Below are 25,025 nucleotides of genomic sequence, written 5' to 3'. Positions count from 1 at the left end.
TCCGGCGGGTGCACTGCTATGTTAATGCAGGAGACCCCTGCTTTGATCCAAATAATGAGAAACGTCTTCCCGAACGCTCTGGAACATATGGAGCTTACTGCCGTATGATTCGATCCATTCCTTGACGACGCGTTCTGTCATTTGCTCTCCTTGATACGGGCGGCCGGCTTTTGCGTAAGTCGCTTCGAAATCTCCCCATAAAAGCTCAACCCAAGTTCGCGCTTGCAAATAGCTGAGCATGTCATTTTTCTCAAGCAGCAAATTCGTCAGTTTGTCGATATATGTATTCATGTCTCTGTCTCCTTTCCTTGGGAAAACCTGCTGCTTTTACGCAGCTTGTCACAGGCATATACTAACTTTACGTCTTCAGTCCAGAAGGCGCAACCTTTTGATATTGGCCGAGGGGGAAAACAAATGGTCCGGAACAAGGCAAAAGGATTTCCTAATCAGAACAATAATAAGTTTGAAGGCGAACCGCGGGCAAAGGATGACTACGCTTCTAAACGGGCGGACGGTTCAATTAATTCGCACCCGCAAGAACGCATGAGAGCTTCAGGCAGACGATAACACACACACCGTAAGAGACCGGGAATGACCCGGTCTTTTTTTTGCGGAAAAAAACATCCTTTTGCGGTCATAACGCTAAATAAATTCCATAATATGTTAAATGTTAAACCGAAAGCCGGTAGACAAAAAAGGAGGGGTTTTATAAAATGAAGACAGTTTCAAAACGATTGCTGAGCCTTACCGCATTCTTAATGTCAGTTTCATTATTTGCTGTTTCAGCTGAAGCAGCGGGCAGCCCGCAGACATCTGTTTCAAGCAGCGGTGAGGAGTTTGACGCACATCAGAATCAGCCTGTACAAACAACACAGACATCCCCCGCTTATGAAGGAACGGGCCTCACCAAAAGACAGCTTGCACAAAACAGCAAAGCTGACATCAAGTCATTAAAGCCTTCCAGTATTATTGGGACAGACGAACGAATCAGAATTTCTCCTACAACATCATTTCCATATCGAGCGACAGCACAGCTGACCGTTACATACAGCGGCAGCACAAGCACCTACGGATGCACCGGTTTTTTTGTCAATGCCGACACGATCGTTACGGCGGGACATTGCGTGTATGACCAGAAAAACGGCTGGGCATCGAAAATTACGGCAGCTCCCGGCCGCAACGGATCATCGTACCCGTACGGCTCTTATTCAGGCAAGACATTCTACAGTGTCAAAGGGTGGACAGAAAACGGTGACACAAACTATGACTACGGGGCAATCAAAGTAAACGGGTCGCCCGGGAATACTGTCGGCTGGTACGGCTACCGGACGACCAACAGTTCCAGTCCGGCCGGGCTTTCCTCAACCGTGACAGGATATCCGTGCGACAAAGTGTCCGGTTCCATGTGGTCGGACAGCAAGCCGATTCGTTCTGCCGAGACATATAAACTCACTTATACGACAGATACGTTCGGCTGCCAGAGCGGATCGCCCGTTTACCGCAATTACAGCGACACCGGCCAGACCGCCATTGCCATTCATACAAACGGCGGGTCGTCTTACAATCTGGGAACAAGGGTGACAAACAGTGTATTCGACAACATTCAATATTGGTCAAATCAATAAAGCTTTTGTTTTCTTTCTCGCGGCGGCCGTTTTATGCGGATGCGGCAAAGCGGATGATTCCGCCGCCAAAAAAGTATTGCCCGTTACGCTCCATGTTGAGGATGCAGAAGGCTCACCGGCGGCTGGTGTGACGGTCACCGTGATGAAAGCGGCGGAGTCAGATCATCAGCCGAATATAGACCGCGGAGAGATAATAGGCAAGACTGATCACCACGGCGAGATTGCATGGAAAAGTGCCGCGAAAGGAACTTATGCCGTCGTTTTTGAAAAAGACGGAGTACCGGAAACCCGGAATATGTCCTTAGCTGAGAATGATAAACATACGGTGATCAGCATTACATTGAAACACTGAAAAAAGCTTGCAGGCGGAATATCCCCTGCAAGCTTTTTGTTATCCTTTATGCACTTGGTATTCATAGATATCTTTCTTCTCAGACAGATGAGCGAACGTGGAAAGCACAAGGCCGAGAGCCGTCATCAGCGCACCGCCGGCAAACAGCCATGAGTAAGATCCCGTTCCCCCGAGAATCAATCCGCCGATCCAGGCGCCGAGCGCGTTTGCCAGGTTAAAGGCAGAAACGCTCACCGCAGCGGCGATTGTCGTGCCGTTTTCAGAGGAAGAAATAACCTTGGTCTGCAAAAGCGGCGGCGTGCCGAACGCACATGCGCCGAACAAAAATGTCGCTGAAACGGCGGCGGCGGGAAAAACAGCGATATAAGGGAAAATCGCCAAGACGCCGATCAAGCCGATCATCACACCGATCATCGTGCGTGTCAGCAGTTTGAGCGGCACTTTCCCCGCGAAGAAATTCCCCGCCACTCCGCCGAGACCGTAGGCAAATAATGCGCCTGTAATGCCGACTGTGCCGAACCCCGCTGAATCTCTTAAAATCGGCTCAATAAACGTGTAAGCGATAAATACGCCTGAGTAGCCGAGAATGGTGATCGCAAAGGAAAAAATCACTTGCTTATGCTTAAAGACACTCCATTCATTCATCAGCATCGGAATCACTTTCGGTTTCCGGTTCGGTACGACCAGCATCAGTCCGATCAGCCCGATCATGCCTAAAACGGAAATAATGAAAAAGACGGCCCGCCAGTTAAGGGCATCCCCTAAATAAGAGCCGAACGGGACACCGAGCATCAGCGCCACGGTTAATCCGCCGTTCATGGAAGCCGCGGCGGCGGAACGTTTTTCAGGCGGCACCATTTCACTCGCAAACACCATGGCGATCGCAAAAAAAGCTCCGTGGATGGATGCGGATAAAATTCTGGAAATCGCCAGCACGGCGAAGTTTGGCGCAAAGACGCTCATCAGGTTGGCAAGGACGAAGATGCCCATCAACCCTAGCAGCACCGGCTTTCTCGGCAGCTTAACCGCGATAATGGTTACGATCGGGCCCGTCAGGCAGACGCTTGCCGCGTACGCCGTAACAAGCATGCCCGCTGAAGATACATGTATATGAAAGTCATCGGCAATCGACGTCAGAATACCCATGACAGCATATTCCGTATACCCGATGGAAAATGTGCAAATCATTAAAACAAAAATCATTAATTTCACTGATGGCTGTTTCATTTTGATATTCAACGCAAATCGCCTCCTTTTTATTAAAAAAACAACGAATTCCATCTTAAAAGATATCAAAAATGAATTCAATCATTTTTTACTGAAAGGTTGAAACGAATGTGCCCGAAAAGAAAAAGAGGCCGGAACCGGCCTCTTTTGTTATTTTTTTTCTTTTAAAACGGAAATCGGCAGTGCTTCTTCCCCGTCAGACGGGGAAGATCTGTGTCCCCAGGCGAATACGCCGTTGATGTAATCAATACGGAAAGTGTCATCAGAACCTTCTATCTGATACACCCCGCCGGGCCGAAAGTCTTCCGGGTTCAGCATGTAAGCTTTGGCCATCGTAATTTTTCGTTCAAGCACGGCCAGTTCATTTACAATGCCCATCTGTTCCGCTTTTCGCGCTTTTTCCGTCAGTCCCGCAATTTCTGTCTGTAGTTCATGAGGCGTCATTTGACTGTATCGTTTGTCCATTTCAGTTTACTCCTCTTCCTGCAAGAATTGATCAATATCGTCAATCGAGAATCCTTTTCTGAATAAGTACTGTTTAACCTTCATTCCGCTTTCATAGCTGCCGTCATAGCGGTATTTCCTGATCGCTTTTTCCGCATGAGCCTTCAGAGCTTCCATCTCGGCTTCATCATCATTTTCATACTCCGTCTGTTCCAGAGCGGCATTGATGACGTCGAAAGGGAAACCTTTTCGCTGAAGCTGCATCTGCGCCCGCTGTCTGATCTCTTTTGTGGACAGCTTTTTGTCCTTTTTCAGGATTTTGCCGATATGTTTCAGCGCTTCTTGTATTTGCTCATCAAATGTAAACGCACTGAGCGTCTCCTTGATGGTATCGTCGTCTATTCCTTTCGCTTTCAGCTCGCGGAACAGGACGTCAGGGCCTTTGCCGTTTGTTTTTTTGTGGGTGCTCGCATAGGCTTCCGCAAATTCTTTGTCATTTAAGTAGCGGTAATCGTACAGTTTATGGATGACTTCAGAAATGACCATGTCCGGTGTTTCTTTTTTCTTCAGATGATCCCGGACTTCTTTTTCAGAGCGCATCCGGTATGATAAAAATTCTACGGCGCGGTTAAAGGCTTTTTTTACGTCATCGCCGTACTGGATTTCAAGAATGTCAAGCTCGTCCAGTTCTTTCCCTTTTTTCAGGTCAAAACGCACAAGCACGTCGGCGTCGACGCTGAATGCATATTTCTCATCAAGAAAGATGTTGAAGCGCTCGGTATTTTTCTTTTGGGTCGATATTTTTGTAATAAACGGCATCCCGGTCTCCTTTCCCGCCCCGATGTTCAGGCGTTTTTCTTTTTGGCAAATGAGGTACAGTATATGTATCAACGTGTAAGGAGAGATGGATATGAATATCGCGATGACAGGCGGCACTGGTTTTCTGGGCCGGCATCTGACAGGTGTGTTTACCCGCCGGGGACATCATGTCTATATTTTATCAAGAAAACAGAGAGAAACCGAACAAAAAAATGTGACATATGTTCAATGGCTGGCCGAAAACGCGGCGCCTGAGCGCGAGCTTCCCCCTATTGATGTATGGGTGAACCTCGCCGGCAAATCCATCTTTGACCGCTGGACGGACACAACGAAGGAACAAATCATCTCAAGCAGAATAGAAGCGACGAGAGAAGTCAGACGGATTATAAAGCAGCAGCCGAAAAAACCCCGGGCTTTGATTCAGGCCAGCGCCGTCGGCATTTACGGCACAAGCACAGAAAAAACGTTCACCGAACAGTCAGATACGTCAAATGAAGATTTTCTCAGTCATACGGCTCATATGTGGGAACGTGAAGGCCAGAAAATTGAAGCGCTCGGCATCCGGACGGTATATGCCAGATTCGGGGTGATGCTCGGTGAAAAAGGCGCCCTGCCGCTCATGGTTCTCCCTTATAAACTGTTAGCCGGCGGCACCATCGGCTCTGGACGGCAATGGCTGTCATGGGTTCATGTGGATGACGCCGCGGAACTCATCGCTTATGCGGTGGAGCATGATGACTTGTCCGGTCCCATGAATGTGACATCGCCGAACCCCGTGGAAATGAAGCAATTCGGAAAAATGATCGCAAGCGTCCTGCACCGCCCCCATTGGATTCCCGTACCGGAACTTTTTCTGGAGAAGGCCTTGGGAGAAATGAGCCTGCTGATCGTAAAAGGCCAGCGCGCCCTGCCTAAGCAGGCGCTGACATCCGGTTTTCAATTTACGTATGAAGAACTTGATTCCGCTTTAAAGGATCTCTTATCTGCATAAAAACGGAAATAAAAGCCAATCCTATTGGTATTCTGTTTTGAAGGAGGGTCTTCTTTTATGGAAAAGAAGCGCGAAAAACATCAGCAGGGAGCCAATCTGAAAAAAATGCAGGAAGTCCTTTATTCCGGTGAATTCAAAAAAGCGGAAAGAGCAGCCAAACGGAAGTAAACTGAATAAAGATCGGAACCGGGCAGATACTATGTTTGTTTGATATCACTTTTTTCAGGGGGCGATTGATATGGGCAGAAATCATACTCACAAAAACCGTGATAAAAACAAACAAAAACTTCCTCAAGTTCCGGATGCTTTGAAACGCGAAACAGACGGCACATATGAGGAATATTCAAGCGAGCTTGCTGATTCCGCTGACCGCGAAGCGCAGGCGCGGATGAAAGCCGCTGACAACAGAGCTAAAAGCAAAACCCGCTAATACGAAATCCCCGCCTCTGTATAGAGACGGGGATTTTTTTTACAGTTCGGTAAACAGGCTTTTTGCCGGCGTCCGTTCTTTCGCCTTAGGCTGTTCATCCGGATAGCCCGTTTGAATGATGGCGGCAAAGCGCTCATTGTCAGCAAGGCCGAAGTCTTGGTGCACCTGTTTGTCATACATAATGCGGCCGCTTTTCCAGACCATGCCGATGCCGTTTTCATGTGCGAGAAGCTGAAGGTTTTGAATCATGCCGCTCAGCGCCGCAAAATCATCGTTTCTCGTAAATTCATTTTCATCTTCTTTAAAGACGACCAGCAAAAATCCCGGAACGGCGCTGAGATTTTTTCTCATGTTCCGCTCTTTTTCCTCGTTGAAATCATCTTTTATCTTTTTGAAAAATGAGACGTAGCTGTCCGCAAGCTTTGCTTTTCCCGCTTCGCTTGCTGCGTAGATAAAACGCCATGGCTCCGTCAGCCTGTGGTTCGGTGCGTAAACGGCGGTTTCAAGCATATCTAATATGACTTCAGAAGGTACGGTTTCCGGTTTAAACGACCGGATGGATCTTCTGTTTCTGATTGTATGTGCAAGACTTTCGTTTTGCTGTAATTGTTCGGTTTTCGGCATGCCGATTCACCTTCCTATCCAAATGAAAATGATTATCATTTATAATATAACGGATACGACCGGCTTTTGTAAACCGTTACGGAAGCTGAAAATTGATTGTTTCGGCATACACGGCCGTTCCCGTCATCTTGATGTTCATCTCTCCGTTTTCCTCCGCGATCCTGATTTCCACTTTTCCGTCTTTCCCGATTTCCTGGCCTTGTTCAATTGTGAGGCATTCGGCTTCAGAGCCTCCGTATTGCCGCATATAGGCTGCCATGACGCCTGAAGCGGTTCCCGTGACGGGATCCTCGGTCGTTCCGGAGAAAGGGGAAGAAAAATGGCGTCCGTGCAGATCACTTTCCGGATGAACGGTTTCCAGAGAAAACGGATGAACGCTCGCTTTCGGAAGATCGCGCAAAATAGCGGGGAATTGTGCGTTGTCCGGCACCATATTCCGTGATGCTTTAAGTGATCTCAGCGGAACAATCAGTGTCCAGATCCCCGTTGATCCGTAGACAATCGGCAGCCCGCTGTGAAAATCCTCAGCCGTAATCCCGAGCGAGGCCGCAAGCTTTTCTTTGTCGCCCGTAAACGGCAGAAATTGCGGGGGAGCCTGATCGAGTGTGATGTATACCCGGCCGTTTCGTTCAGCGGCTTTTGCGGGAAGAATGCCGGCTTTTGTTTCAATTTGATATGTCTGATCAGCCTGAAGCCTTCCCTTTTCAATTAATGCGTAAAGAGAGGCGACGGTAGCATGTCCGCATAAATTCATTTCGTGGCCGGGTGTAAAATAGCGGATGCGCAGATCGGCTTCTCCGCTTTTACAGAGAAAAGAGGTTTCATTGTACCCTGCCATTTCGGCGATCATCTGCATCTCTGCATCTGAATAATCATCTCCGTTAAAGACGATTCCCGCGGGATTTCCCAAATCCGGAATATCGGAAAACGCTTCATATTTAAACACGGTTGCCTGTTTCATTCATCAGCCTTCCTTTCACCTTATGATCATGTTATTCAGTATAACAGAGTAAAATTAGAATTTTTAGTTAATTATTCAAAAAAAAAGACGCCTTTTAACGGCGTCTTTTTTTGGTTTTTCCGATCAGGCGGGTGACGAGGATCATCGTGACGGACAGCGATCTGTTTTTGCGGTACGCCAAGTATTTCCCGCGCCACTCCGGTTTGTATTTTTCTTTAAAGGCCCGCAGCCCGCTGAAGCTGTACATATACCGGACGTTGTTGAAGATGACGGCCGCGATTCTTTCCGACCAGAAAGATGTAAAAGCCGTTCCTACGTTTGACAAAGGCGCCATGCCCATATTGAAGGTGGTATAGCCTTTTTCCTGCGCCCAGAGAAACAGACGGATGAAAAGCGCGTCCATAATACCGTTCGGCGCGCTTTTCCGATAACGCATCAAGTCGACGGATATCTCGCCTTCCTGATACATCGGCATCAGGTTGGCAAAAGCGATGATCTCCCCTTCCTCGTCTTTCACGTAAGCAACCGGCGCCTGTTCCAAATAATCCCGGTCGAAGAAACCGAGAGAAAAACCTTTCTCTTTTTTCGGTCCGAGCCATTCGTCCGAAATGTCTTTCAGCTTGGCGATAAACTCGGAGGAAAACGGCGGTTCCCCGACATGAAATGTGTAGCCTTCGCGGTCAAATTTGTTGTTAATCGCCCGCAGCCCCGCTTTTTTCTTACCTGAGAGCGTAAAGGCCTCCATATCCACGAACGCTTCTTCTCCAAGCTTGAAGAAGTTATAGCCGAAGTCATGGTACAGCGCCAGATCTTCACGTTCGATCTGATAAAACATGACACTCAGCCCCTGCTTATGCGCTTCATTCAGAAATTCCTCAATCACAAGCGGAAAAGAGTCTCTCTGTCCTGACGGATCCCCGAGCACGACAAGCCTTCTGGAAATCTGGCTGAACAATAAAAGCGCTTTGCCGTCGCTTGAGAAATAAAACCGCTTATCCCCGAGAAAGCCGAGATGGCTGAGCGCATTTCCGCCTTCTTCCGCCAAAAAGGACTTCAGCCGTTCAGGATCGGCCTCTTCTCCGATCGGCTTCGATCTTTTATGATAAAAGAACGTAAACAAAAGGAAAAACAGCGGCACAACAATAATAGCCGTCATCGTGGCATATGTAATGTGCGAATTGTTATGAACGAAATAGTCGTGGCGCAAGAGCCGATTCATTTTATCCCAAATAAAGCCGGCAATGAGATTGTAGTTAAACAAGGCGATAATAAACAGAGCGGCCGCAAAAATCATCTGGCCGAGCGTATACGAAGCCTGCTCTCTGATAAACTGCCGCTTTAACAGCACAAGCAATACGATGACGACAGGCAGAATAAAGATCGCGCTGATGTTCAATCCTTTTAAGAAACTGAACACAAAACCGCCGACCAGCGCGGCAACCGCCATTGAATAAGAACGTTTCGTCCGTTTGTATAATTCAATCGGCAGGATTAAAAGAATCAAAGCCGCGCTTAACGATAACGCGTTAAACGCAAGGAGCGCCGGGCGCGGAATATGCGGGATGACCGTCTCCCTGTCAATCGGCAGGGCGACGGACGCCAGCACGACGACTCCCGCCATGAAAACCAAAAGCGACAGCGAACCGTAAAGTACCCTGATTAAGATAGCGCGCTGGAATACGAGAAGCACGTTCGTCGTTTCCACAGCAGGCGCCATCTTCGGATTTGATTCCAGCCGTTTAAGCGTATTTTCCGTTAAATCGCCAGCCGCAAAGAACAGCCCGAACACAAACGGAATAAATGAATACACAATCCGGTAGATGACGATGGATGTCACAACCGCCTCCTGCGGAAAGCCCATATTCTGCATGCCGAGCAGAAACAGAAGGTCAAACGAACCGAATCCTCCCGGCACAAGACTGATGATTCCCCCGATAGCGGCAATGGCAAATACACCGAATACATGGCGGACATCCGCGTGAATTCCCATGACGTACAGGGAATAATACATGACGACAGCCGCCGCAAACCATTCGGCAAACGATGCCCCGATGTAAGAAAAAACCGGATGCCTCGGTTTTGCTTCACCGTCTTCTGCGCCAGCTTTTTTATTGTTGATCCCAGCGGCGATTAAGGCTGCCGGCACAATTAGCGCCACTCCGGCGATAACAGCCCACAGCCACGGTTTCTCACCTGTAATCTCTCCAACCGGCAGAACGCGGGCGATGGTCAGGATACTGAAGACGGACAGCCCGAGCAGCGCTGAGGACGTAAGCCAGGCGATGCCTGCGACGAGGCGTTTTACGTCATTCGTATGTTCTTTGTAAAGCATCGTCCGCAGCCCGACACCCGCCAGACCGCCGAATCCAAGGACATTGTTAAAGGAATTGGCGATAAAAGAGACCCTGAATACTTTCCAATTCGGAATGTTGAGGCGAAGCGTCCGTTTCAGCACAAAGTCATAAAAGGACATCGCGCTGACGGCAAGAAGGCCGAGCAGAACGAGAATAAATAAATCGTAACGCTCAATCCCGTTAATAATGTACAGCGTTCGTTTAAAAGAAAGGTCTGTCAATTCCTTTTTGGACTGATAAATGACTAAAAGCAAAACTGCAATAGGAAATAATACTTTTAATATCGATAAGGCATTCTTTTTAGTCAGCAATGTTCTCTCCAATCATCATAAAATAGCTTATTTATTATAATTCCCCCAATAATCTCCAACATATTATACACTACCACCTCACATTCAAACAAAACTCGTCTGCAACTTTCTTTCTCTGATTAAAATCAGTAATATGGTATGCAGGAGTATGAATGAGGAAGTGAGACGATGGATTATAATCTGCATGATACAACAGTATTAAGCGGCGATATTTTTTCTCCTGAGGAACGGGATATTTGGGTGCTGTACATGAAAGTGATGACATCGGCGGGGCTCGGCGATGTATCGGAGTGGATGAAGCTTGATATGAGCATGCCGCAAATGAAAGTGCTGATGCTTCTGAACAACCACGGGACGCTTAAGGTGAGTGACATAGCGGAGAAAATGGGCGCTTCCCTTTCAAATACGACGGGGCTGCTTGACCGTTTAGAAAAATCATGTTTCATTACACGCGCTCCGTCAGAAGAAGACCGCCGTTCAGTCGTCGTTCAATTAACGGAAAACGCGAAAGATATTTTCCGCAGCCTTTATCAAAAAGGACATGTAAAATTGAAGCGTTCATTGGAAACGCTGACCGCTGAAGAAAAACAAACGGTCAATCAAGGGCTTGCCATTTTGGCAAGAGCGCTTGATTCTTCCAAACAGGGATAGAGATGAAAAAGGCCTGCCGGTATCGGCGGCCTTTTTTTGTTTGACATTTAATTCACTTGAAGTGAATAATATATTCAAAGTGAATTAAAAACGGAAGGATTGATCAGTATGCCGGAGCCATTGCAAACAGAAAAAAACCAGAGCCGGGCCATCACTCTCTTTACGATCGGTGTGTTCATGGCGGCGCTGGACAACGGAATTATTTCCGCTGCTCTGACGACGATTAACAGCTCTTTTGATGTTTCTCCTTCATGGGGATCGTGGGGAGTGACCCTTTACACATTGGGACTCAGTGTCAGTGTGGCGATTGTCGGCAAGCTGTCGGACCGATACGGGCGGAAAAAGCTGTTTATAATTGAAGTCGGGCTGTTCGGACTCGGCTCTTTGCTTGTCGCACTCAGTCAGAGCTTCCCGATGTTTTTGGCGGCACGGCTCATTCAGGCGCTTGGCGGCGGCGGAATTTTTATTATCGGGAGTTCGCATGTGCTGGCCGTGCTTCCGAAGGAGAAACAGGGGAAAGCTCTCGGGCTTTTAGGGGCGATGAACGGTATGGCGGCCGTCCTCGGACCGAATATCGGGAGCTTTTTGCTTGATGTAACCGGATCGTGGCATTGGCTGTTCTTGATTAATCTGCCGATTGCCGCCGCTTTGGTTGTGTGCGGCGGTTTGTTTATCGCTGAAACGAAAGAGCCTGAGGCGAAACGGCTTGACCTCGCCGGCACAATGCTGCTGTCTCTTGCGATCTTATCTTGCATGATCGGTATCACGAATCTCGATGGGGCGAAGCTGTCAGAAAGCATAATGAACGTAAAGGTGTACGGTTATCTTTTGGGAGCTGCACTTCTCTTTCTGGTGCTGCTTAAGGTCGAAAAGCGGGTTGAAAACCGAGGGGGCGATCCGATTCTCGCCTACTCGCTGCTGCAAAATAAAGTGTTTCAATGGACGCTCGTCATCGGATTTTTATCGGGAGGGCTGCTCGCTGCGGTCATTTTTATTCCTTCTTATGCGGAGCAATATTTGCACGTATCGGCGGAGAAAGCGGGTTATTGGATGACGCCGCTCGCGTTGGCGTCAGGAATCGGAGCGTGGCTCGGCGGGGCGATCACGGATAAAAAAGGTCCGGTCTTTTCCGCGGTTGTATCAGGCGCCATCGCATTTGCAGGCTTCATCCTGTTTCCGTTATGGGTGACGGATAAATGGGAATTTGTCACAGCGAGTGTCATTGCGGGGATCGGTTTCGGATTTCTGCTCGGGGCTCCGCTGAATGTGCTTGTATCAGAAACGGCGGGCCAAAACAAAGGAACAGCGCTCGGCACGCTGTCACTCGTAAGGCAGGTCGGGCTGACGCTCGCTCCGGCTTTATATGCCGGCTTCATTACAGCGGGCTTTGACCGGATCGGAGATGACATCAAAAACCGTTTAGCGAAAAGCGGCATTCCCGCTGATCAGGCGCAAACGCCGGATATCGGCGGCGGACTTTCTTCGTTGCAGGAGCAGGTAAGCCGAATCCCCGTTCCCGCTGTCAAAAAAGCGGTTTCTGATGCGATTGAAGCGGGCATTGCCAGCGGCTACCACCATCTTTATACGGCAGCCGCCGTCATTTCATTATGCACGATTGTATCTGCGGCTGTTTTGGCGTTTTTCCGAAAGCCGGCATCCTCTAAGACAGATGCCAGCCCATCCTCCGGGAAAGCTCAGTAATATGGGCGATGTGATGTTCAGAGTGCCAGACATATAGTCCGAGCGCTTGTTCCAGCGTAACCGTCTCTTTAGATACAGGATGGAAGTATGTCCGTTTGAATTGGGCTTTCGTCATGGAGCGCAAAAGAGCGGCCCATCTTCTGTGCAGGATCGCTAACAGCTCAAGCGCATCCCCGCAAGCGGCGGTTTTGGAATCATGAAGATCGGCCCAGCCTTTTTCATCATAAGGACGGATTTCCGGTTCATTCTCCGTTAAGCTCAATTTAAACCGGGTATAGCCGTTCATGTGGCTGTCCGCCAGATGGTGAACCACTTGGCGGACAGTCCATCCCCCTTCGCGGTACGGCGTATCAAGCTGACTGTCCGACATCGCTCTGACAGCTTGTTTCAGTTTGGCCGGAGCGTGTTCGAGCGCATTGATCCATTCTTGTTTCTGTCCGGCCGAAATCGATTCAGCCGGCTGATATTCTCCAATCGGATAGCTGAGAGTTTGTTTTTCCATTTTTGTCTCTCTCCCGTTGCTCGTATTATGAAAGTATGATGGTGATGTCACAGCCTTCCGCTTTCGCTTCACGAAAGACCTGAAGCACACTCTCGGCGCCATTTTCTGTAAGCTGCTTGCTTTGTTCAAACTGTCTCCATTCTAAAACGAGGGGGTATTCCACCCAGCCGGTCAGACAATCCCATAAAGCGTCAAGGTTTTCACCGTAGTATTCAGGAAGGGCAAGTTCCTTTTTCAATGTCTGGTGCAGGTCGCTCATACTTCTGATTTGCTCCCCGTTAATAACTGCTTTATTCATACGCGGCTCCTTTCCCATGTTTTTATTCTATCAGTTTACCATTTTCCTCTTCAGAAGTGACCGGAGTCTGCCGCGGTTCCAGCTGGACAATGCCTTGCCCGCCGTCAACGGCCACCCTGTCCCCCGTTTTCAGTTTTGACGTTGCATTTCCGCACCCGACAACGGCAGGAATCCCCAGTTCCCGGGCAACGATCGCCGCGTGGGACAAAGGGGCGCCGACGTCCGTTATGATAGCGGCCGCTCTTGGAAAAAGCGGGGTCCAGCCTACATTGGTTGTCGACGTCACTAAAATTTCCCCCGCCGCAAAAGAATCCCCGTCTTCCGGGACATCAAGGACACGGACAATGCCCTCCACTCTCCCGGCCGCTCCCGCGAAACCTTTTAAAGTGTGCGCATCATCAGTTTCCGCAGGCATAAAAGCATCGTAATAATCCGCTCTTCTGTCAGGATTTTCAGCCCATTTAAACGGATTGAATCTTCCGTTAATAACGGATGGGAACGGCGGCAGTTTTTTATAGGTTTCATAGTTTTGCTTTCTCGCTTGAATCGACGCAACCGCCGGCTCTTTCCCCGCGAGCAGATCGGTTATTTCATGCAGATACAAGAAGAAAATATCGTCCTCCATGCCGGTCATTTCCGCCGCTCTGAGCGCGAATGCTCTGGCTGTCCGGTACACCCTGACAAATTCTGATCTGGTTGTTTCTCTCATATTCGCGTATTCTGACGCTTTTTCCATTTTGGCTTTGAGCCATTTGACCTTATGAGGAAACTTTTCTTCAAATCTTCGGAAGGCCTGTTCATGCGCCCGCTGCTGTTTCAAAAGCAGTTGTTCGGCATCAATACCCGACTCCTTGTGTTCTTTGATCTGCTTCGTCAGCCAATCCCGGTTTTCTCCCGGATGCGGTATGGAAAGTTCGTATTCATGCGGGCCTCGGTGGCCTTGGTTCCTGAGATATTCTTCCTCGCTCATACGGCCTTTCATGACTTGATCAATGCCGATAATCGGCTCCAGGCTTGCCAGTCCGCCTTTTCCCCTCAGATTGGAGAGCAGGAGATTCGCATCTTCTATCCCTGCGAGTTTTGTTAATTGAGAGGTTAACGACGAAGAGGATTGCGCAGAATCACGCCCGCCGGATATTAGCGCAAACCACGCGTTGCATAAATACGGATAGATCTCATTGTTCCATATCGCTAATAATGCCCGCTCCGTTTCGGCACGTTTCAGCTTTTCCTCAATATTCCGGCACCACTCCGGCGATTCGTCCAAGTAGGAGGACATGTTTTTTTTCGCGAGCTTCATTTTCGACAGATACGGTTTCAGTTTTTTCGAGATGATCTTCAGAAGTTCATACTTTGAGAACGGATATAAAGGAATCTTCATTTCCGCCGGGATTTCTCCCAATGTATCGCTCATCATTTTTCCTATTTTTCCGCCTTTCGGATTCAGACCGAAAGCGGCGAGAACGGAAAGAGGCTGGCTCATATTGTTATAGGCTCTGCCGCAAATATTGCCGGACCAGACATAATAGCCCGGAATGATGCCCGACTCTTCATCCAGATTCCGGAGGAGCGACCATGTCAGCGGCGTCATCACATCGGGAATCGCTTCTCCTATATTTGTGTTTGTCCATAAAAAATCACCGCTGAAAGAAGCATTCCATTCATAGGTTTCCAGATTTCCGGCCTGTAAGGTCGTAATCGGGCGGGATTGAAGAATATACAATGTCCCGCCCGCGGCGGCCCATTCAATATCCTGCGGCCCTCCAAGATCTTTTTCCAGCTTTTTCGCCAGTTTATAGAGCTTTGACGCATATTTGCGAAATTCCCCGGGGCCGTCATATTTTTTCTTGGGCCGTGCCAGTTTAAAAGAATAAGCATCGGCTTCCCCGGAAACGAGCTGCTCCCCGAGACCGTAGACGTAATTGCCTGTCATCTCCCGCCTGCTCCCCGTAATCGGATCTGCGGTAAACAGCACTCCGGATATCTCAGACGGTATCATCAGCTGGATGACGATTGCGATTTCATGCTCATCTTCCATTCCCTGAACGGCGCTGTACACCTTTACTCTTTCTGACTGTACCGACCGGCGGACTTCATCAATCGCCCTGGACATGTCTTGATCTGTTTTGACATTCAACACCGTATCGAATTCTCCGGCAAAGGAAGCCTGAGCGGAATCCTCGCTCAGCGCGGATGATCGTACGGCAAACAACGCAGATGCATGGCGGCTGCGGATGGATTTCACATATTGATCAATAGCCTCTCTCGCCTGATGGCGCAGCTGTCCGTCCTGAAAGGCAGACGGCAAAATCACAAACCCTTCAGGCACAGGATACCCGCTTTGATACATTTTAGAGAGAATGCTTCCTTTTCCTCCCGCAAAGGAATAAAGTTCGTCCGGAAGTTCTCCGAATGTTTTGACACAGTCATTCATAATGTCCCCGCTCCTTTTTAGTCGTTCATCCAAGCTCACAGTTTTTCTCTTTTTCACTTTTTTTGAAAGTATTTCCTATAAGTATACAATATATCGGTCTTCACAAGGGAGAAAATCGATGGCGTTATGTTGTCATAAATGCATCCGTCAAAACGGCCACAGGCGGGGTCTTAAGCCTTACAGTGAAAGCGCTATTAAAATTAGAGATAGGCGGCCCGATACTGCTTGCCTGGCATTCGCTTCCGGCTTGCCGCGGAGGGTTTCGTTTGCAGGTTATGTACAACTTCCGTATCAAAAAAGGCGGCTGAAACGCCGCCTTTTTTTCAGACTGTGCGGCCTTGATGCGCCGCCGTATTTCTTTTGGTCTGCTTCGGCTGATACACTTTCCCGACAAACAGGTATCCGTATCTGAAATGGTTGCACACCCAAGATACGAAAATGGGACCGAGCGTGCAGATCAAAAATAAAAGAAGGATGGCAGCCGCTAAAGGCATTGATCGCAAATAGCCTTCCAGAAGATATCCGCTGATTAAAAAGTAGGAGTGCAGCAGATAGATTGAAAACGAATAGTTGCTGATCATCATCACAATCGCGGGCACTTTTTTGAGCTTTGAAAACAGATGAAAACACAGAAAGATCATACTGACCGCGTAAATCATAATATCCGGACGCTTAGAGGAAATGGAGCCGCCGCTGATATATGAAACGGCCACAATCAATATTGCCGATACGGCCGCACTGAAGTAAACCGCATAACGGTACTGATTCATGAGCGATAAAAAACGCGGATATTCCTTTCCGCAATAAAATGCCAGACAGAAATAAAACACCCAGCCCGGAAACGGAACCCAAAAGAACGGAAAAATAGAATCAAGCCCCGATGATGCCGGCGGATGAAAGATGGAAAAGTAAGCCAGATAGACGGCGTTGATGATAAACGAAACAGACAGCACCCACATGGGAGATTTGTTGTTCAGCCAGCGGTGCAGCAGCATATGGAGAATGTAAAATTGAAAGATCACAAGAATGAAGTAGCCGATGAAGTTTCCTAAAAACACATTCTCTAAAAATTTACCGATCACTGAAACGAATCCGGCTCCTTCTTCCGCCACGCTTTTCATTAAAATGGCATCCACCGCGGCAATAAACAGAAACGGCACGAAAATGACTTTGCCCCTTTTCTTTAAAAAACCCGCGGGAACGCCTCCCGGGTATGACCTGGCAAGCAGAAATTCCGAAATAAAGATAAACGCCGGCGTGCTGAACATCAACAGGGTCCGAAAAGCATCAACTGTATGGGCGGCACTGGCTAAGGACTCTTCCTGAATCATCAGCACCATTGAAACTACGTGAAGCAGAACCACACTTAAACAGGACAGGCAGCGAATCACGAAAATTTCTTTTATCTGCATGCGGCCGCTCCTTTTTCACAAGCGCGCCGGACTTTAGCGTATGCTTGGCGCAGCCATTTTTCCCGCAGCTCGGGTGTGCTCGTTTTGACGACAGAAAAAAGGTTCCGCTCGGCTTTTTGAATGCCGCAAAATTGCAGAATGCCTTTTTTCAGCGTAATCCAGTCCGAGTTTTTCCGGAACCACTTTAAGTACCAGCCCGGGGAATCCGCCGTATAAAAGACCTGTGCCGTCTCTGCCCGGAGCAGTCCTTTTACGCGGCCTTTTTCATATGTGTAGGCTTCTCCGGCGACAAGCACTCTGTCAAAAAAGCCTTTCATAATCGCCGGAACGCCTCCCCACCACAGCGGGTAGATGAAAATGAGATGATCCGCTTCTTTCATCAGTTTCCGGTATTTCTTCGTTTCAGCGTCCCGGTTCATGTCAGAGCGCTTTTTTTCGCCGCCGTACTTCAGCACGGGATCAAATTGGTCGGCGTATAAGTCAATGACCGTATAGCTTTGGCCGCTGTCCTTTAAAGCCATGACGACGTATTTTACGAGAGCCGCATTGAAACTGTTCTCATCCGGGTTTGCATACACAATCACCGTCTTCATATGTCCCTCCCATTATTTCTTAATTTTTACAATGATTATATCATGATGTCATATGAATGAGGCAAAGACACGAGAAAGGCTTTTTCCGTTCTGCTGCCGTTTCGATAACCCCTTTCTGCATATTTTTGCTGATTTTGCCGCCGCGGATTCAATGACAAGCATCCGGCACTTCTGCGTTTTTGAGCGGCCGTATGGTATACTAGCTGTCAAATGAATGGCTTGGAGGACAACATGAGAATTTTAAAGTACGCGATTTTAGGGCTTTTGCGAAAAGGCGAATTGAGCGGATATGATATATCGAGCTATTTTAAGGAAGAGCTCGGCCAGTTTTGGAGCGCCAAGCACAGCCAGATTTATCCGGAATTAAAAAAACTGACGGCTGAGGGATTTATTACGTTTCGCACTGCGATTCAAGGAACAAAGCTTGAGAAAAAAATGTACACGCTGACTGACAAGGGAGAGCTGGAGCTTGCTGCCTGGCTGACGAAAAAAGACCCGATTCCTGAAACGGTGAAGGATGAATTTATGCTGAAGGCTTATTTCATCTCAGCTTTGACGCAGGAAGAAGCGGATGAGCTATTCACCGATCAGCTCGTAAAGCGGAAGGAGAAATTGTCCGATCTGGAAAACAGTTATCAAGAACTGATGACATCGTCCGCGGAGGCGGATTCATTTTCTTCTCCTGATTTCGGCCATTATCTCGTGCTGACAAAAGCGCTTGAGCGGGAACGGAATTATATTTCCTGGCTTGAAGATATTTTGGCTCTCATCAAAAAAGCATAACCAAAACGGGGCGGCTCTGTATCTGCAAGCCGCCTGTTTACGTTCTGAGAACCGCATTGATAAATGAATCAGCCATTAAAATAAGAAAAAGCAGACTGAAATACACAATCGAATAAAAAAACATCCCCTTCGACCATTGCGTGTCATCCGCCGCCTGAAAGCCTTTGACGCTCCGGTACAGCCAGATGGCTCCGAGCAGGAGAGCGGACGCGGTATAAAACGGGCTGACGTCTATATAAAGAGGAACGAGCAGCGAAACCGCAGTCAGAACGGCAATATAGCGCAGCATTTTTATTTTTGTGGCGCGGTTGCCTTTTATGATCGGCAAAAGCGGAATGCCGGCGGCACGATACTCTTCCTTTCGCCTGATTCCGATCGCCCAGAAATGCGGCGGCTGCCACAAAAACATAATCGCGTATAACAAAATCGCGGGCATATCAATGTACCCGGTGAGCGCGCAATAACCGATTAAAGGCGGAGCCGCCCCGGGAAAGCTGCCGACAAATGTGCTCCAGACGGATTGTCTTTTAAACCAAAGCGTATAAACGACGGCATACAGCAAAAAGGCAAGCAGGCCAAGAACGGCGGTCAGTACATTAAGCGAAACAAGCATGATGAATCCGCATGCGCCGAGACATGTGCCGTACAGGATCATGACCGGCGGCGGTATTCTCCCCGTGACGCTGGCGCGGGTGCGGGTTCGCGCCATCTTTGCGTCCATGCCGCGGTCAAAAAAGTTATTAAAAACAGTGCTTGATGCCATGACTAACGCCGTTCCGATCATGGCAACCGCCATGGCGGCAAATATACCGGGCCCTCCGCCCGTCCTTTCTGACTGAATCCATGCGATCCAAAATCCGCCCAATGCGGCGAGTGAATTTGAGATGATAATCCCCGGTTTGGCAAGAATGATAAAGTCCTTGACCGTCACCCGGTTTCCGTTATGCTTCATCGGCTGTTCCGTCTGTGCTGCATTTGAGTTCATTTGTTCAGGTTCTCCTTTTTCGGCTTATCATATCAGGAAGAATCAGGAAGCACAATTTATTTTGGGCATTTTTCACACAATTGTAAATTGTGTATGAAAAGCCGCATCTTGTGACCGGATGCGGCTTTTGCCTTTTTCTATTCAAATCCTGCCCATACAGCTTTTTCAATCCAGCGGATGCTCTGAGCTCGGGCCGGCGATGGCGGCTCCACGCGTCATTTTTGCGACTGAGATGTTCGCTCTCTTCAGTCACTCAAAAGCCGTGTGGATATTCCAAATCGACGTTCTTCTTTCCCGAGCCTTTTCAAGAAAACTTCAGAAAAATAGAAAACCTTGCCGATTAGACGGCAAGGTTTGTTTCTTACAGTGTAAATGCGATATCCGCCCCTGATACAGGGTCTTTGACGAATACGCCCTCTTCTTTTTCTTCGATCTCAAAGCCGGCATCGGTCAGCGCTTTTGTCACACGTGACAGCTCTTTTTGATGCGGCAGCGCGATGGTGTAATAATCCAGCCCGCTTGCATTTCCCGGTTTCGGCGGCGCATGTTTTCCGGCCCATATATTCAGACCGATGTGATGGTGATACCCTCCCGCTGAAACAAACAGAGCGGACATGGCGGCGTAATTGCCGACAATGTCAAAACCGAGGATATCGGTGTAAAACGCTTTGGCTTCCTGTAAGTCCGTCACATGAAGATGGATGTGGCCGATAACAGTTCCTTCTGGAAGACGGCTTTTCCGTTCAGCTCCGGCTTCTTCCAAAAGCCCGTCCACATCGACGGGCGCCGTTTGCATGACATAATTGCCCTCTGCATCCCGGCGCCACGTGCTGCGGGGACGATCGGCGTATATTTCAATACCGTTGCCGTCCGGATCAGACAGGTAAAGAGCCTCACTGACCGCGTGATCCCCCTGACCGAGCGCGATGCCGTTTTCAATCAGCCTGGCCAATGCGATGCCGAGTTCTTTCCGGTCAGGCAGAAGTATCGCGAAATGGTAAAGGCCGGTGACAGACCGCTCCGGCAGAACGACGGCGCTTGGATTTTCTTCAAGCACCAGCAGGACGCGTTTTCCGTCTGCTGACAGTCTTGCTGAACGATCTGTCTGCGAGATGACTTGAAGGCCGATTACATTCCGGTAAAAGCCGAGCGAGCGTTCCATATTTTTAATGGTCAATTTGACATAACCGATTGCCGTATCTTGATGAATGCCGGTCATTTGAACGCCTTCTTTCTTATGCTGAAAAAGTTTCTCCCTTTTTTGATTTGAAAAGGAGCTGATCCAATGAAAGCAGACGGCTTCCTGAAAGCGCTAAGTGAATTGACGCAACCAGTAAGATGAAATCAAATTCCGATCCGCCCATAAATGGTGAGGAAAGCTTCGCCGTGAAGATGGCGCCGACTAATGTGACGGCAAACAGAACGCCGATAATGCGCGTTGCCAAACCGAAAAAGATCAGAACCCCGCCGACAAGCTCAATCGTCGCGATGACATAGACCATAAAGGCCGGAATCCCGATGCTCTGGAAAAATTGCGTAGTTCCTTCCAACCCTTGAAACTTGGATAAACCGTGAACAAAAAAGATAATACCTGTTACAACCCTTAAAAGCAGTGTTCCTGTTTCGAATGATTTATTCATAAAATCCTCCTTGAAAATTATTATCACTTACTTTATGTAAGCTAGTATATATACATAACTTATTTACGTCAAGTAATTTTGTTACATTTAACGAAAATAACTTAAAAGTACTATTTGCCTTCGCGAAAAAAAGACCTCCGCACTCTGTCGGAGGTCTTTTTCCCTATCTATAATTCCCGGAACTGGCTTTCATATAATTCCCGGTAAAACCCGTTCTGGCTGAGAAGTTCGGCATGGGTTCCTTTTTCAGCCATTTCGCCGTCTTTCAGCACAAGAATCTGATCCGCTTTTTGAATCGTGTTCAGCCTGTGAGCGATGATGACGCTTGTTCTGCCCGCCATTAAACGGCCGAGCGCTTCTTGTATTTTCACTTCGGTCACTGTGTCAATGTTGCTCGTCGCTTCATCCAAAATGAGCAGCACCGGGTCTGCCAGCACAGCTCTCGCGATGGAAATGAGCTGTTTTTGTCCTTGGCTGATGCCCGCGCCGTTTTGGGTAAGAACAGTATCATAGCCTTTCGGGAGCCGTTCGATGAACCCGTGGGCATTGGCGGCTTTTGCGGCTTCCTCCACCTCTTTGTCAGAAGCATCCAGACGGCCGTAGCGAATATTTTCCCTGATGGTGCCCTGAAAGAGAAAGGAATCCTGCAGGACAAACCCCATGTTTTTTCTCAGACTGGATCTCGTCAGTTTTTTGATGTCCGTTCCGTCAATGAGGATTTTTCCGTTATTCGGCTCGTAAAAACGGGCGATCAGGCTCGTAATGGTTGTTTTACCCGCTCCGGTCGGTCCGACGAAGGCGATGGACTGTCCTTTCGGAACGCTGAAGGACAGGTGTTTTAAGATCGGGCTGTCTTCATGATAGCCGAAGGAGACATCTCGGAATTCAATCTCTCCCGTTTTGATCGGCTGGTACAGCGCATGCTCTTCATCTTCCCGCTCCTCTTTTTCATCAAGCACGTCAAACACCCGTTCAGCCCCGGCGATGGCCGATAACATCGTATTGAACTGATTGGCTAAATCATTTAAAGGGCGCGTGAACTGCCGCGAATATTCGGCGAATACGACGATGGAACCGATTGAAATCCATCCCTTCAGCGCAAACAGCCCGCCGACCGCCGCTATAATCGTAAAGCTTAAATTGTTTAAAGAGTTCATGACTTTCGGAATGAATCCCGAAATTGTCTGCGCCCAAAACCCCGATGATTGTAACGCCGCGTTTTTTTCTAAAAATTGTTCCATGACGCGGTCTTCCCTCGAATAGGCTTTAATGACCTTCGCCCCTGATATCGACTCTTCAATAAAACCGTTCAGCTCGCCGAGGTTTTTCTGCTGCTGCTTAAAAAGCAATCCCGTCCGGTTGGTGATCCATTTAATGCTCAAAAGCATGATCGGAATAATCAAAAGCGTGATCAATGTTAAAAGCGGACTCATGTACAGCATGACGGCGATTGTGCCGACGAATGTAATGACGCTCGACAGCACTTGAATGACGGATGTATTTAAAGTGGAGCTGACATTTTCGATATCATTGGTGACCCGGCTCATTAAGTCCCCGAGCCGCTGTTTATCAAAAAACGGAATCGGCAGCTCATGCAGATGGGTAAACAGCTCGCTCCGCATTTTAAACACGGTGCTTTGCGAGATATTGATCATCCAATAGTTTTGAAACCATAAGGACAATGATTGCACGAGGTAAATCCCAAACAGGATGAACAGCACCCCCGCCAATCCGTCTGTCGTCTGCCCGACGATAAAATGATCAATCGCTTTCCCGATGACGAACGGTCCGAGCAGGCCGAATATGGCGCTTATGACTACCATGATGATCACAAGGGTTAAAAGCCCTTTTTTCTCGGCTACATAAGACCAGATTCTGCGCAGCGTGCCTTTTGTATCTTTTGCTTTCGCGCGTTTTCTGCCGCCTTCATTTGATTTGAGCGGTATTTTCGGATATCGGAAAGGTTTACGAATGTCTTTTTGCATTGTCAGCTCCCTCCTTTCCGAATTGTGATTCATAAATCTGCCGGTACAGATGAGACTGTGCCATCAGCTCTTTGTGCGTGCCTTTGGCCAGCAGTTCGCCGTCTTCAAGCAATAATATGGTGTCAGCCTTCATCGCAGTCGTTATTTTCTGCGTAATAATCAGTGTCGTGCATTCATAGGATCTGATCGCTTGTAAAAGCTTCGCTTCCGTTTGAAGATCAAGCGCGCTCGTACTGTCATCTAACAGCAGGAGGGACGGCTTTCTGATAAAAGCGCGCGCGATGGAAATCCGCTGCTTCTGCCCGCCTGACAAATTGACGCCCCGCTGTCCCAGCACCGTGTCGTATCCGTTTGACAGCTTCATAATCGTGTCATGGATTTGCGCGTCTTTGGCCGCCTCCATTACTTCATCTAGTGAAGCATCCTCCCGCCCCCAGGCGATATTTTCACGGATGGTGCCCGAAAACAGAAGCACTTCCTGCGGAACATAGCCGATTTCCCTGCGCAGCCCGCAAGCGGAGAATTCACCGATCGGTTTGCCGTCTATGAAAATACTGCCCGAATCAGCCGTGTACAGGCGCGGAATCAGCTGAAAAAGCGTTGATTTTCCTGAACCTGTCGCGCCCATAATGGCAACCGTTTCTTTCAGGCTGGCAGAAAAGGACACGTGATGCAGCGCGTCTTTTTCCATGCCCGGATAGCGGAAGGACACTTCGCGAAACTCAATCCCGCCTGCAAGCGCCCGTGCCGGGTCCTGCCCCGTTCCCTCGCCGCCTTCTGTTTCCAGCACCTCGCCGATTCTTTCTCCGGAAGCCTTCGCCCGGGAAAATACCATGATGAGAAAAGGAAGGACGGACAGCGCGCCTGTAATCCGCGTCGCATAGTTAATGACGGAAACGACATCGCCGACCTGCGCTCCGCCCTGAGCAATGCTTTTGGCGCCGAACCATAAGATAAACAAAATACAAATGTTCATCAGCAGCATTAAAATCGGCATCGCCGCTTCCACGAGACGAAAAGCGGAGACCGTTTTTTCCATCAGCTTCGTATTCGATTTCAAAAAACGTTTCACTTCGTGGTTTGCACGGAGGAGCGCTTTAATCAGTTTGATCGCCGTCAGGTTTTCCTGCATGATCGTGTTGACCTGATCAAGCCGCTTTTGCACAGACCGAAACAGCGCGCCGCCTCTTTTCAGCACCCACAGCAAAAACAAAAGCAAAATCGGCACCGTGATCAGCAGAAAAAACCCGAGTTTCGCATTGACGGTCAGCGAGAGAATAATGCCCCCCGCAATCATTAACGGCGCCCGGAGCATAAACCGGAGACTCATGAAAAGCATATTCTGAACCTGTGTCACATCGTTTGTCAGCCGGGTGATAAACGATGTGGATGAGAATTGCGCAAATGTCGAATAGGAGAAGGATTGAATTTTTTGAAAAATCCCTTTTCGCGTATCATACGCATAGCTCTGGCTGATGTGGGCGGAGTAGAATGAATTTAAAATGCCCGATGCGAATGAAACAGCGGTCAGTCCGATCATCACGCCGCCCCACAGCCAAACCGTTCCGAGATCCTGCTTTAAAATTCCTTCGTCAATGATTTTCCCGATCAGCAGGGGCTGTATCAGCTCTACCGCAAGCTCGATGAGCATGAAAAACAGAGCGATTCCCGCCAAAAGAGAATACGGTTTTACATATGATAAAGCCTTTGACATGTGTAAGCCTCCAAATCCTTTGTTCAATATGTATGTATATTTATTTTATTTGTTTGTCTTAAATGAATAAAGGATTAACCCTTGAACTCCCACTTTTATTATGTATTTTGTGTAAAAAAAGCGGAAATCATTGAGGATAAAAATTGAGGGAATGAAGCGTGCAGATATATGGAGGCTGTCTTATCTTTT

General features: G+C 48.4%; 26 protein-coding genes. 9 read left to right on the top strand and 17 right to left on the bottom strand.

Going from position 1 to position 25,025, the window contains the following annotated elements; genetic code table 11:
• Nucleotides 1–21 precede the first annotated feature (21 nt).
• Entirely contained in the window at nucleotides 22–291 is a 270-nt protein-coding gene (locus NYE68_RS05000; protein WP_003155492.1) for a YfhJ family protein, read from the bottom strand.
• 123 nt (nucleotides 292–414) lie between these two features.
• Here NYE68_RS05000 and NYE68_RS04995 point away from each other — a divergent pair, with 123 nt between their 5' ends.
• From NYE68_RS04995 to NYE68_RS04985, 3 genes are all read left to right on the top strand, one after another.
• Nucleotides 415–567: a small, acid-soluble spore protein K gene (locus tag NYE68_RS04995; RefSeq protein WP_003155495.1), complete on the top strand. Its 153-nt coding sequence runs from the start codon at nucleotides 415–417 to the stop codon at nucleotides 565–567.
• A gap of 146 nt (nucleotides 568–713) precedes the next feature.
• Complete coding sequence (locus tag NYE68_RS04990) at nucleotides 714–1,625, top strand: serine protease (protein ID WP_254003614.1); 912 nt, start codon at nucleotides 714–716, stop codon at nucleotides 1,623–1,625.
• Nucleotides 1,588–1,977, top strand: a complete 390-nt coding sequence (locus NYE68_RS04985) for a DUF2606 family protein (protein WP_061890502.1) — start codon at nucleotides 1,588–1,590, stop codon at nucleotides 1,975–1,977. Before NYE68_RS04990 ends, NYE68_RS04985 begins: the two co-directional genes overlap by 38 nt.
• A gap of 39 nt (nucleotides 1,978–2,016) precedes the next feature.
• Here NYE68_RS04985 and NYE68_RS04980 read toward each other — a convergent pair whose 3' ends face one another.
• The 3 genes from NYE68_RS04980 to recX all read right to left on the bottom strand — a co-directional run bounded on the left by NYE68_RS04980 (nucleotide 2,017) and on the right by recX (nucleotide 4,467).
• Complete coding sequence (locus tag NYE68_RS04980; protein WP_031378905.1) at nucleotides 2,017–3,210, bottom strand: MFS transporter; 1,194 nt, start codon at nucleotides 3,208–3,210, stop codon at nucleotides 2,017–2,019.
• A gap of 144 nt (nucleotides 3,211–3,354) precedes the next feature.
• Complete coding sequence (locus tag NYE68_RS04975) at nucleotides 3,355–3,669, bottom strand: YfhH family protein (protein ID WP_007408553.1); 315 nt, start codon at nucleotides 3,667–3,669, stop codon at nucleotides 3,355–3,357.
• A 6-nt stretch (nucleotides 3,670–3,675) separates the two neighbouring features.
• On the bottom strand, nucleotides 3,676–4,467 hold the full coding sequence (gene recX / locus NYE68_RS04970; RefSeq protein WP_012117114.1) for a recombination regulator RecX: 792 nt from the start codon (nucleotides 4,465–4,467) through the stop codon (nucleotides 3,676–3,678).
• A gap of 91 nt (nucleotides 4,468–4,558) precedes the next feature.
• Between recX and NYE68_RS04965 the strand changes: the two genes are divergently transcribed.
• The 3 genes from NYE68_RS04965 (at nucleotide 4,559) to NYE68_RS04955 (ending at nucleotide 5,888) form a co-directional block, all read left to right on the top strand.
• Entirely contained in the window at nucleotides 4,559–5,458 is a 900-nt protein-coding gene (locus tag NYE68_RS04965; protein WP_033575004.1) for a TIGR01777 family oxidoreductase, read from the top strand.
• Nucleotides 5,459–5,515: 57 nt separating this feature from the next.
• Entirely contained in the window at nucleotides 5,516–5,626 is a 111-nt protein-coding gene (locus NYE68_RS04960; RefSeq protein ID WP_003155504.1) for a YfhE family protein, read from the top strand.
• Between the two features lie 70 nt (nucleotides 5,627–5,696).
• Nucleotides 5,697–5,888 (top strand): YfhD family protein, encoded by a 192-nt coding sequence (locus NYE68_RS04955; RefSeq protein WP_003155508.1) that lies wholly within the window; start codon nucleotides 5,697–5,699, stop codon nucleotides 5,886–5,888.
• 39 nt (nucleotides 5,889–5,927) lie between these two features.
• Here NYE68_RS04955 and NYE68_RS04950 read toward each other — a convergent pair whose 3' ends face one another.
• From NYE68_RS04950 to mprF, 3 genes are all read right to left on the bottom strand, one after another.
• Nucleotides 5,928–6,512, bottom strand: a complete 585-nt coding sequence (locus NYE68_RS04950; RefSeq protein WP_015417058.1) for a nitroreductase — start codon at nucleotides 6,510–6,512, stop codon at nucleotides 5,928–5,930.
• A 76-nt stretch (nucleotides 6,513–6,588) separates the two neighbouring features.
• Entirely contained in the window at nucleotides 6,589–7,473 is an 885-nt protein-coding gene (locus NYE68_RS04945; RefSeq protein WP_324636041.1) for a PhzF family phenazine biosynthesis isomerase, read from the bottom strand.
• 94 nt (nucleotides 7,474–7,567) lie between these two features.
• Nucleotides 7,568–10,138 carry a bifunctional lysylphosphatidylglycerol flippase/synthetase MprF gene (gene mprF, locus NYE68_RS04940; protein ID WP_342494072.1) on the bottom strand — a complete coding sequence of 857 codons (2,571 nt, stop codon included), beginning with the start codon at nucleotides 10,136–10,138 and terminating at the stop codon, nucleotides 7,568–7,570.
• Nucleotides 10,139–10,306: 168 nt separating this feature from the next.
• On the opposite strand from mprF, the gene NYE68_RS04935 reads away from it, so the two are divergent.
• Together NYE68_RS04935 and NYE68_RS04930 are read left to right on the top strand one after the other, a co-directional pair.
• Nucleotides 10,307–10,789 (top strand): MarR family transcriptional regulator, encoded by a 483-nt coding sequence (locus NYE68_RS04935; RefSeq protein WP_012117110.1) that lies wholly within the window; start codon nucleotides 10,307–10,309, stop codon nucleotides 10,787–10,789.
• A 108-nt stretch (nucleotides 10,790–10,897) separates the two neighbouring features.
• Nucleotides 10,898–12,490, top strand: coding sequence for an MFS transporter (locus NYE68_RS04930; RefSeq protein WP_324636043.1), 1,593 nt, complete (start codon nucleotides 10,898–10,900; stop codon nucleotides 12,488–12,490).
• Here NYE68_RS04930 and bstA read toward each other — a convergent pair.
• The 5 genes from bstA to NYE68_RS04905 all read right to left on the bottom strand — a co-directional run bounded on the left by bstA (nucleotide 12,450) and on the right by NYE68_RS04905 (nucleotide 17,729).
• Nucleotides 12,450–12,992 carry a bacillithiol transferase BstA gene (bstA, locus tag NYE68_RS04925; protein ID WP_031378899.1) on the bottom strand — a complete coding sequence of 181 codons (543 nt, stop codon included), beginning with the start codon at nucleotides 12,990–12,992 and terminating at the stop codon, nucleotides 12,450–12,452. The two genes, NYE68_RS04930 and bstA, sit on opposite strands and share 41 nt — an antisense overlap.
• Nucleotides 12,993–13,017: 25 nt before the next feature.
• Nucleotides 13,018–13,290, bottom strand: a complete 273-nt coding sequence (locus NYE68_RS04920; RefSeq protein WP_007408543.1) for a ribonuclease inhibitor Barstar — start codon at nucleotides 13,288–13,290, stop codon at nucleotides 13,018–13,020.
• A gap of 22 nt (nucleotides 13,291–13,312) precedes the next feature.
• Entirely contained in the window at nucleotides 13,313–15,724 is a 2,412-nt protein-coding gene (locus tag NYE68_RS04915) for a PEP/pyruvate-binding domain-containing protein (RefSeq protein ID WP_324636044.1), read from the bottom strand.
• Between the two features lie 323 nt (nucleotides 15,725–16,047).
• Nucleotides 16,048–17,136 carry an acyltransferase family protein gene (locus NYE68_RS04910; RefSeq protein WP_033574998.1) on the bottom strand — a complete coding sequence of 363 codons (1,089 nt, stop codon included), beginning with the start codon at nucleotides 17,134–17,136 and terminating at the stop codon, nucleotides 16,048–16,050.
• Complete coding sequence (locus NYE68_RS04905; protein ID WP_015417051.1) at nucleotides 17,127–17,729, bottom strand: NAD(P)H-dependent oxidoreductase; 603 nt, start codon at nucleotides 17,727–17,729, stop codon at nucleotides 17,127–17,129. Before NYE68_RS04905 ends, NYE68_RS04910 begins: the two co-directional genes overlap by 10 nt.
• 231 nt (nucleotides 17,730–17,960) lie before the next feature.
• Between NYE68_RS04905 and NYE68_RS04900 the strand changes: the two genes are divergently transcribed.
• Complete coding sequence (locus NYE68_RS04900) at nucleotides 17,961–18,512, top strand: PadR family transcriptional regulator (protein WP_012117104.1); 552 nt, start codon at nucleotides 17,961–17,963, stop codon at nucleotides 18,510–18,512.
• Nucleotides 18,513–18,549: 37 nt separating this feature from the next.
• Here NYE68_RS04900 and cyoE read toward each other — a convergent pair whose 3' ends face one another.
• The 5 genes from cyoE to NYE68_RS04875 form a co-directional block, all read right to left on the bottom strand.
• Complete coding sequence (gene cyoE / locus NYE68_RS04895) at nucleotides 18,550–19,497, bottom strand: heme o synthase (RefSeq protein ID WP_324636049.1); 948 nt, start codon at nucleotides 19,495–19,497, stop codon at nucleotides 18,550–18,552.
• A gap of 361 nt (nucleotides 19,498–19,858) precedes the next feature.
• A complete protein-coding gene (locus tag NYE68_RS04890) occupies nucleotides 19,859–20,716 on the bottom strand; it encodes a VOC family protein (RefSeq protein WP_031378894.1) in 858 nt (285 codons plus the stop codon).
• 16 nt (nucleotides 20,717–20,732) lie between these two features.
• A complete protein-coding gene (locus NYE68_RS04885; protein ID WP_007408534.1) occupies nucleotides 20,733–21,137 on the bottom strand; it encodes a DoxX family protein in 405 nt (134 codons plus the stop codon).
• Nucleotides 21,138–21,304: 167 nt separating this feature from the next.
• On the bottom strand, nucleotides 21,305–23,122 hold the full coding sequence (locus NYE68_RS04880) for an ABC transporter ATP-binding protein (protein WP_015417048.1): 1,818 nt from the start codon (nucleotides 23,120–23,122) through the stop codon (nucleotides 21,305–21,307).
• A complete protein-coding gene (locus NYE68_RS04875) occupies nucleotides 23,103–24,836 on the bottom strand; it encodes an ABC transporter ATP-binding protein (RefSeq protein WP_254003611.1) in 1,734 nt (577 codons plus the stop codon). Before NYE68_RS04875 ends, NYE68_RS04880 begins: the two co-directional genes overlap by 20 nt.
• Nucleotides 24,837–25,025 lie beyond the last annotated feature (189 nt).

It is taken from the genome of Bacillus sp. FSL R5-0447 (genome assembly GCF_038606125.1).
In the GTDB taxonomy this organism is placed as follows: Bacteria; Bacillota; Bacilli; order Bacillales; family Bacillaceae; genus Bacillus; species Bacillus velezensis.
This window is presented reverse-complemented; position numbering and strand designations above follow the sequence as displayed.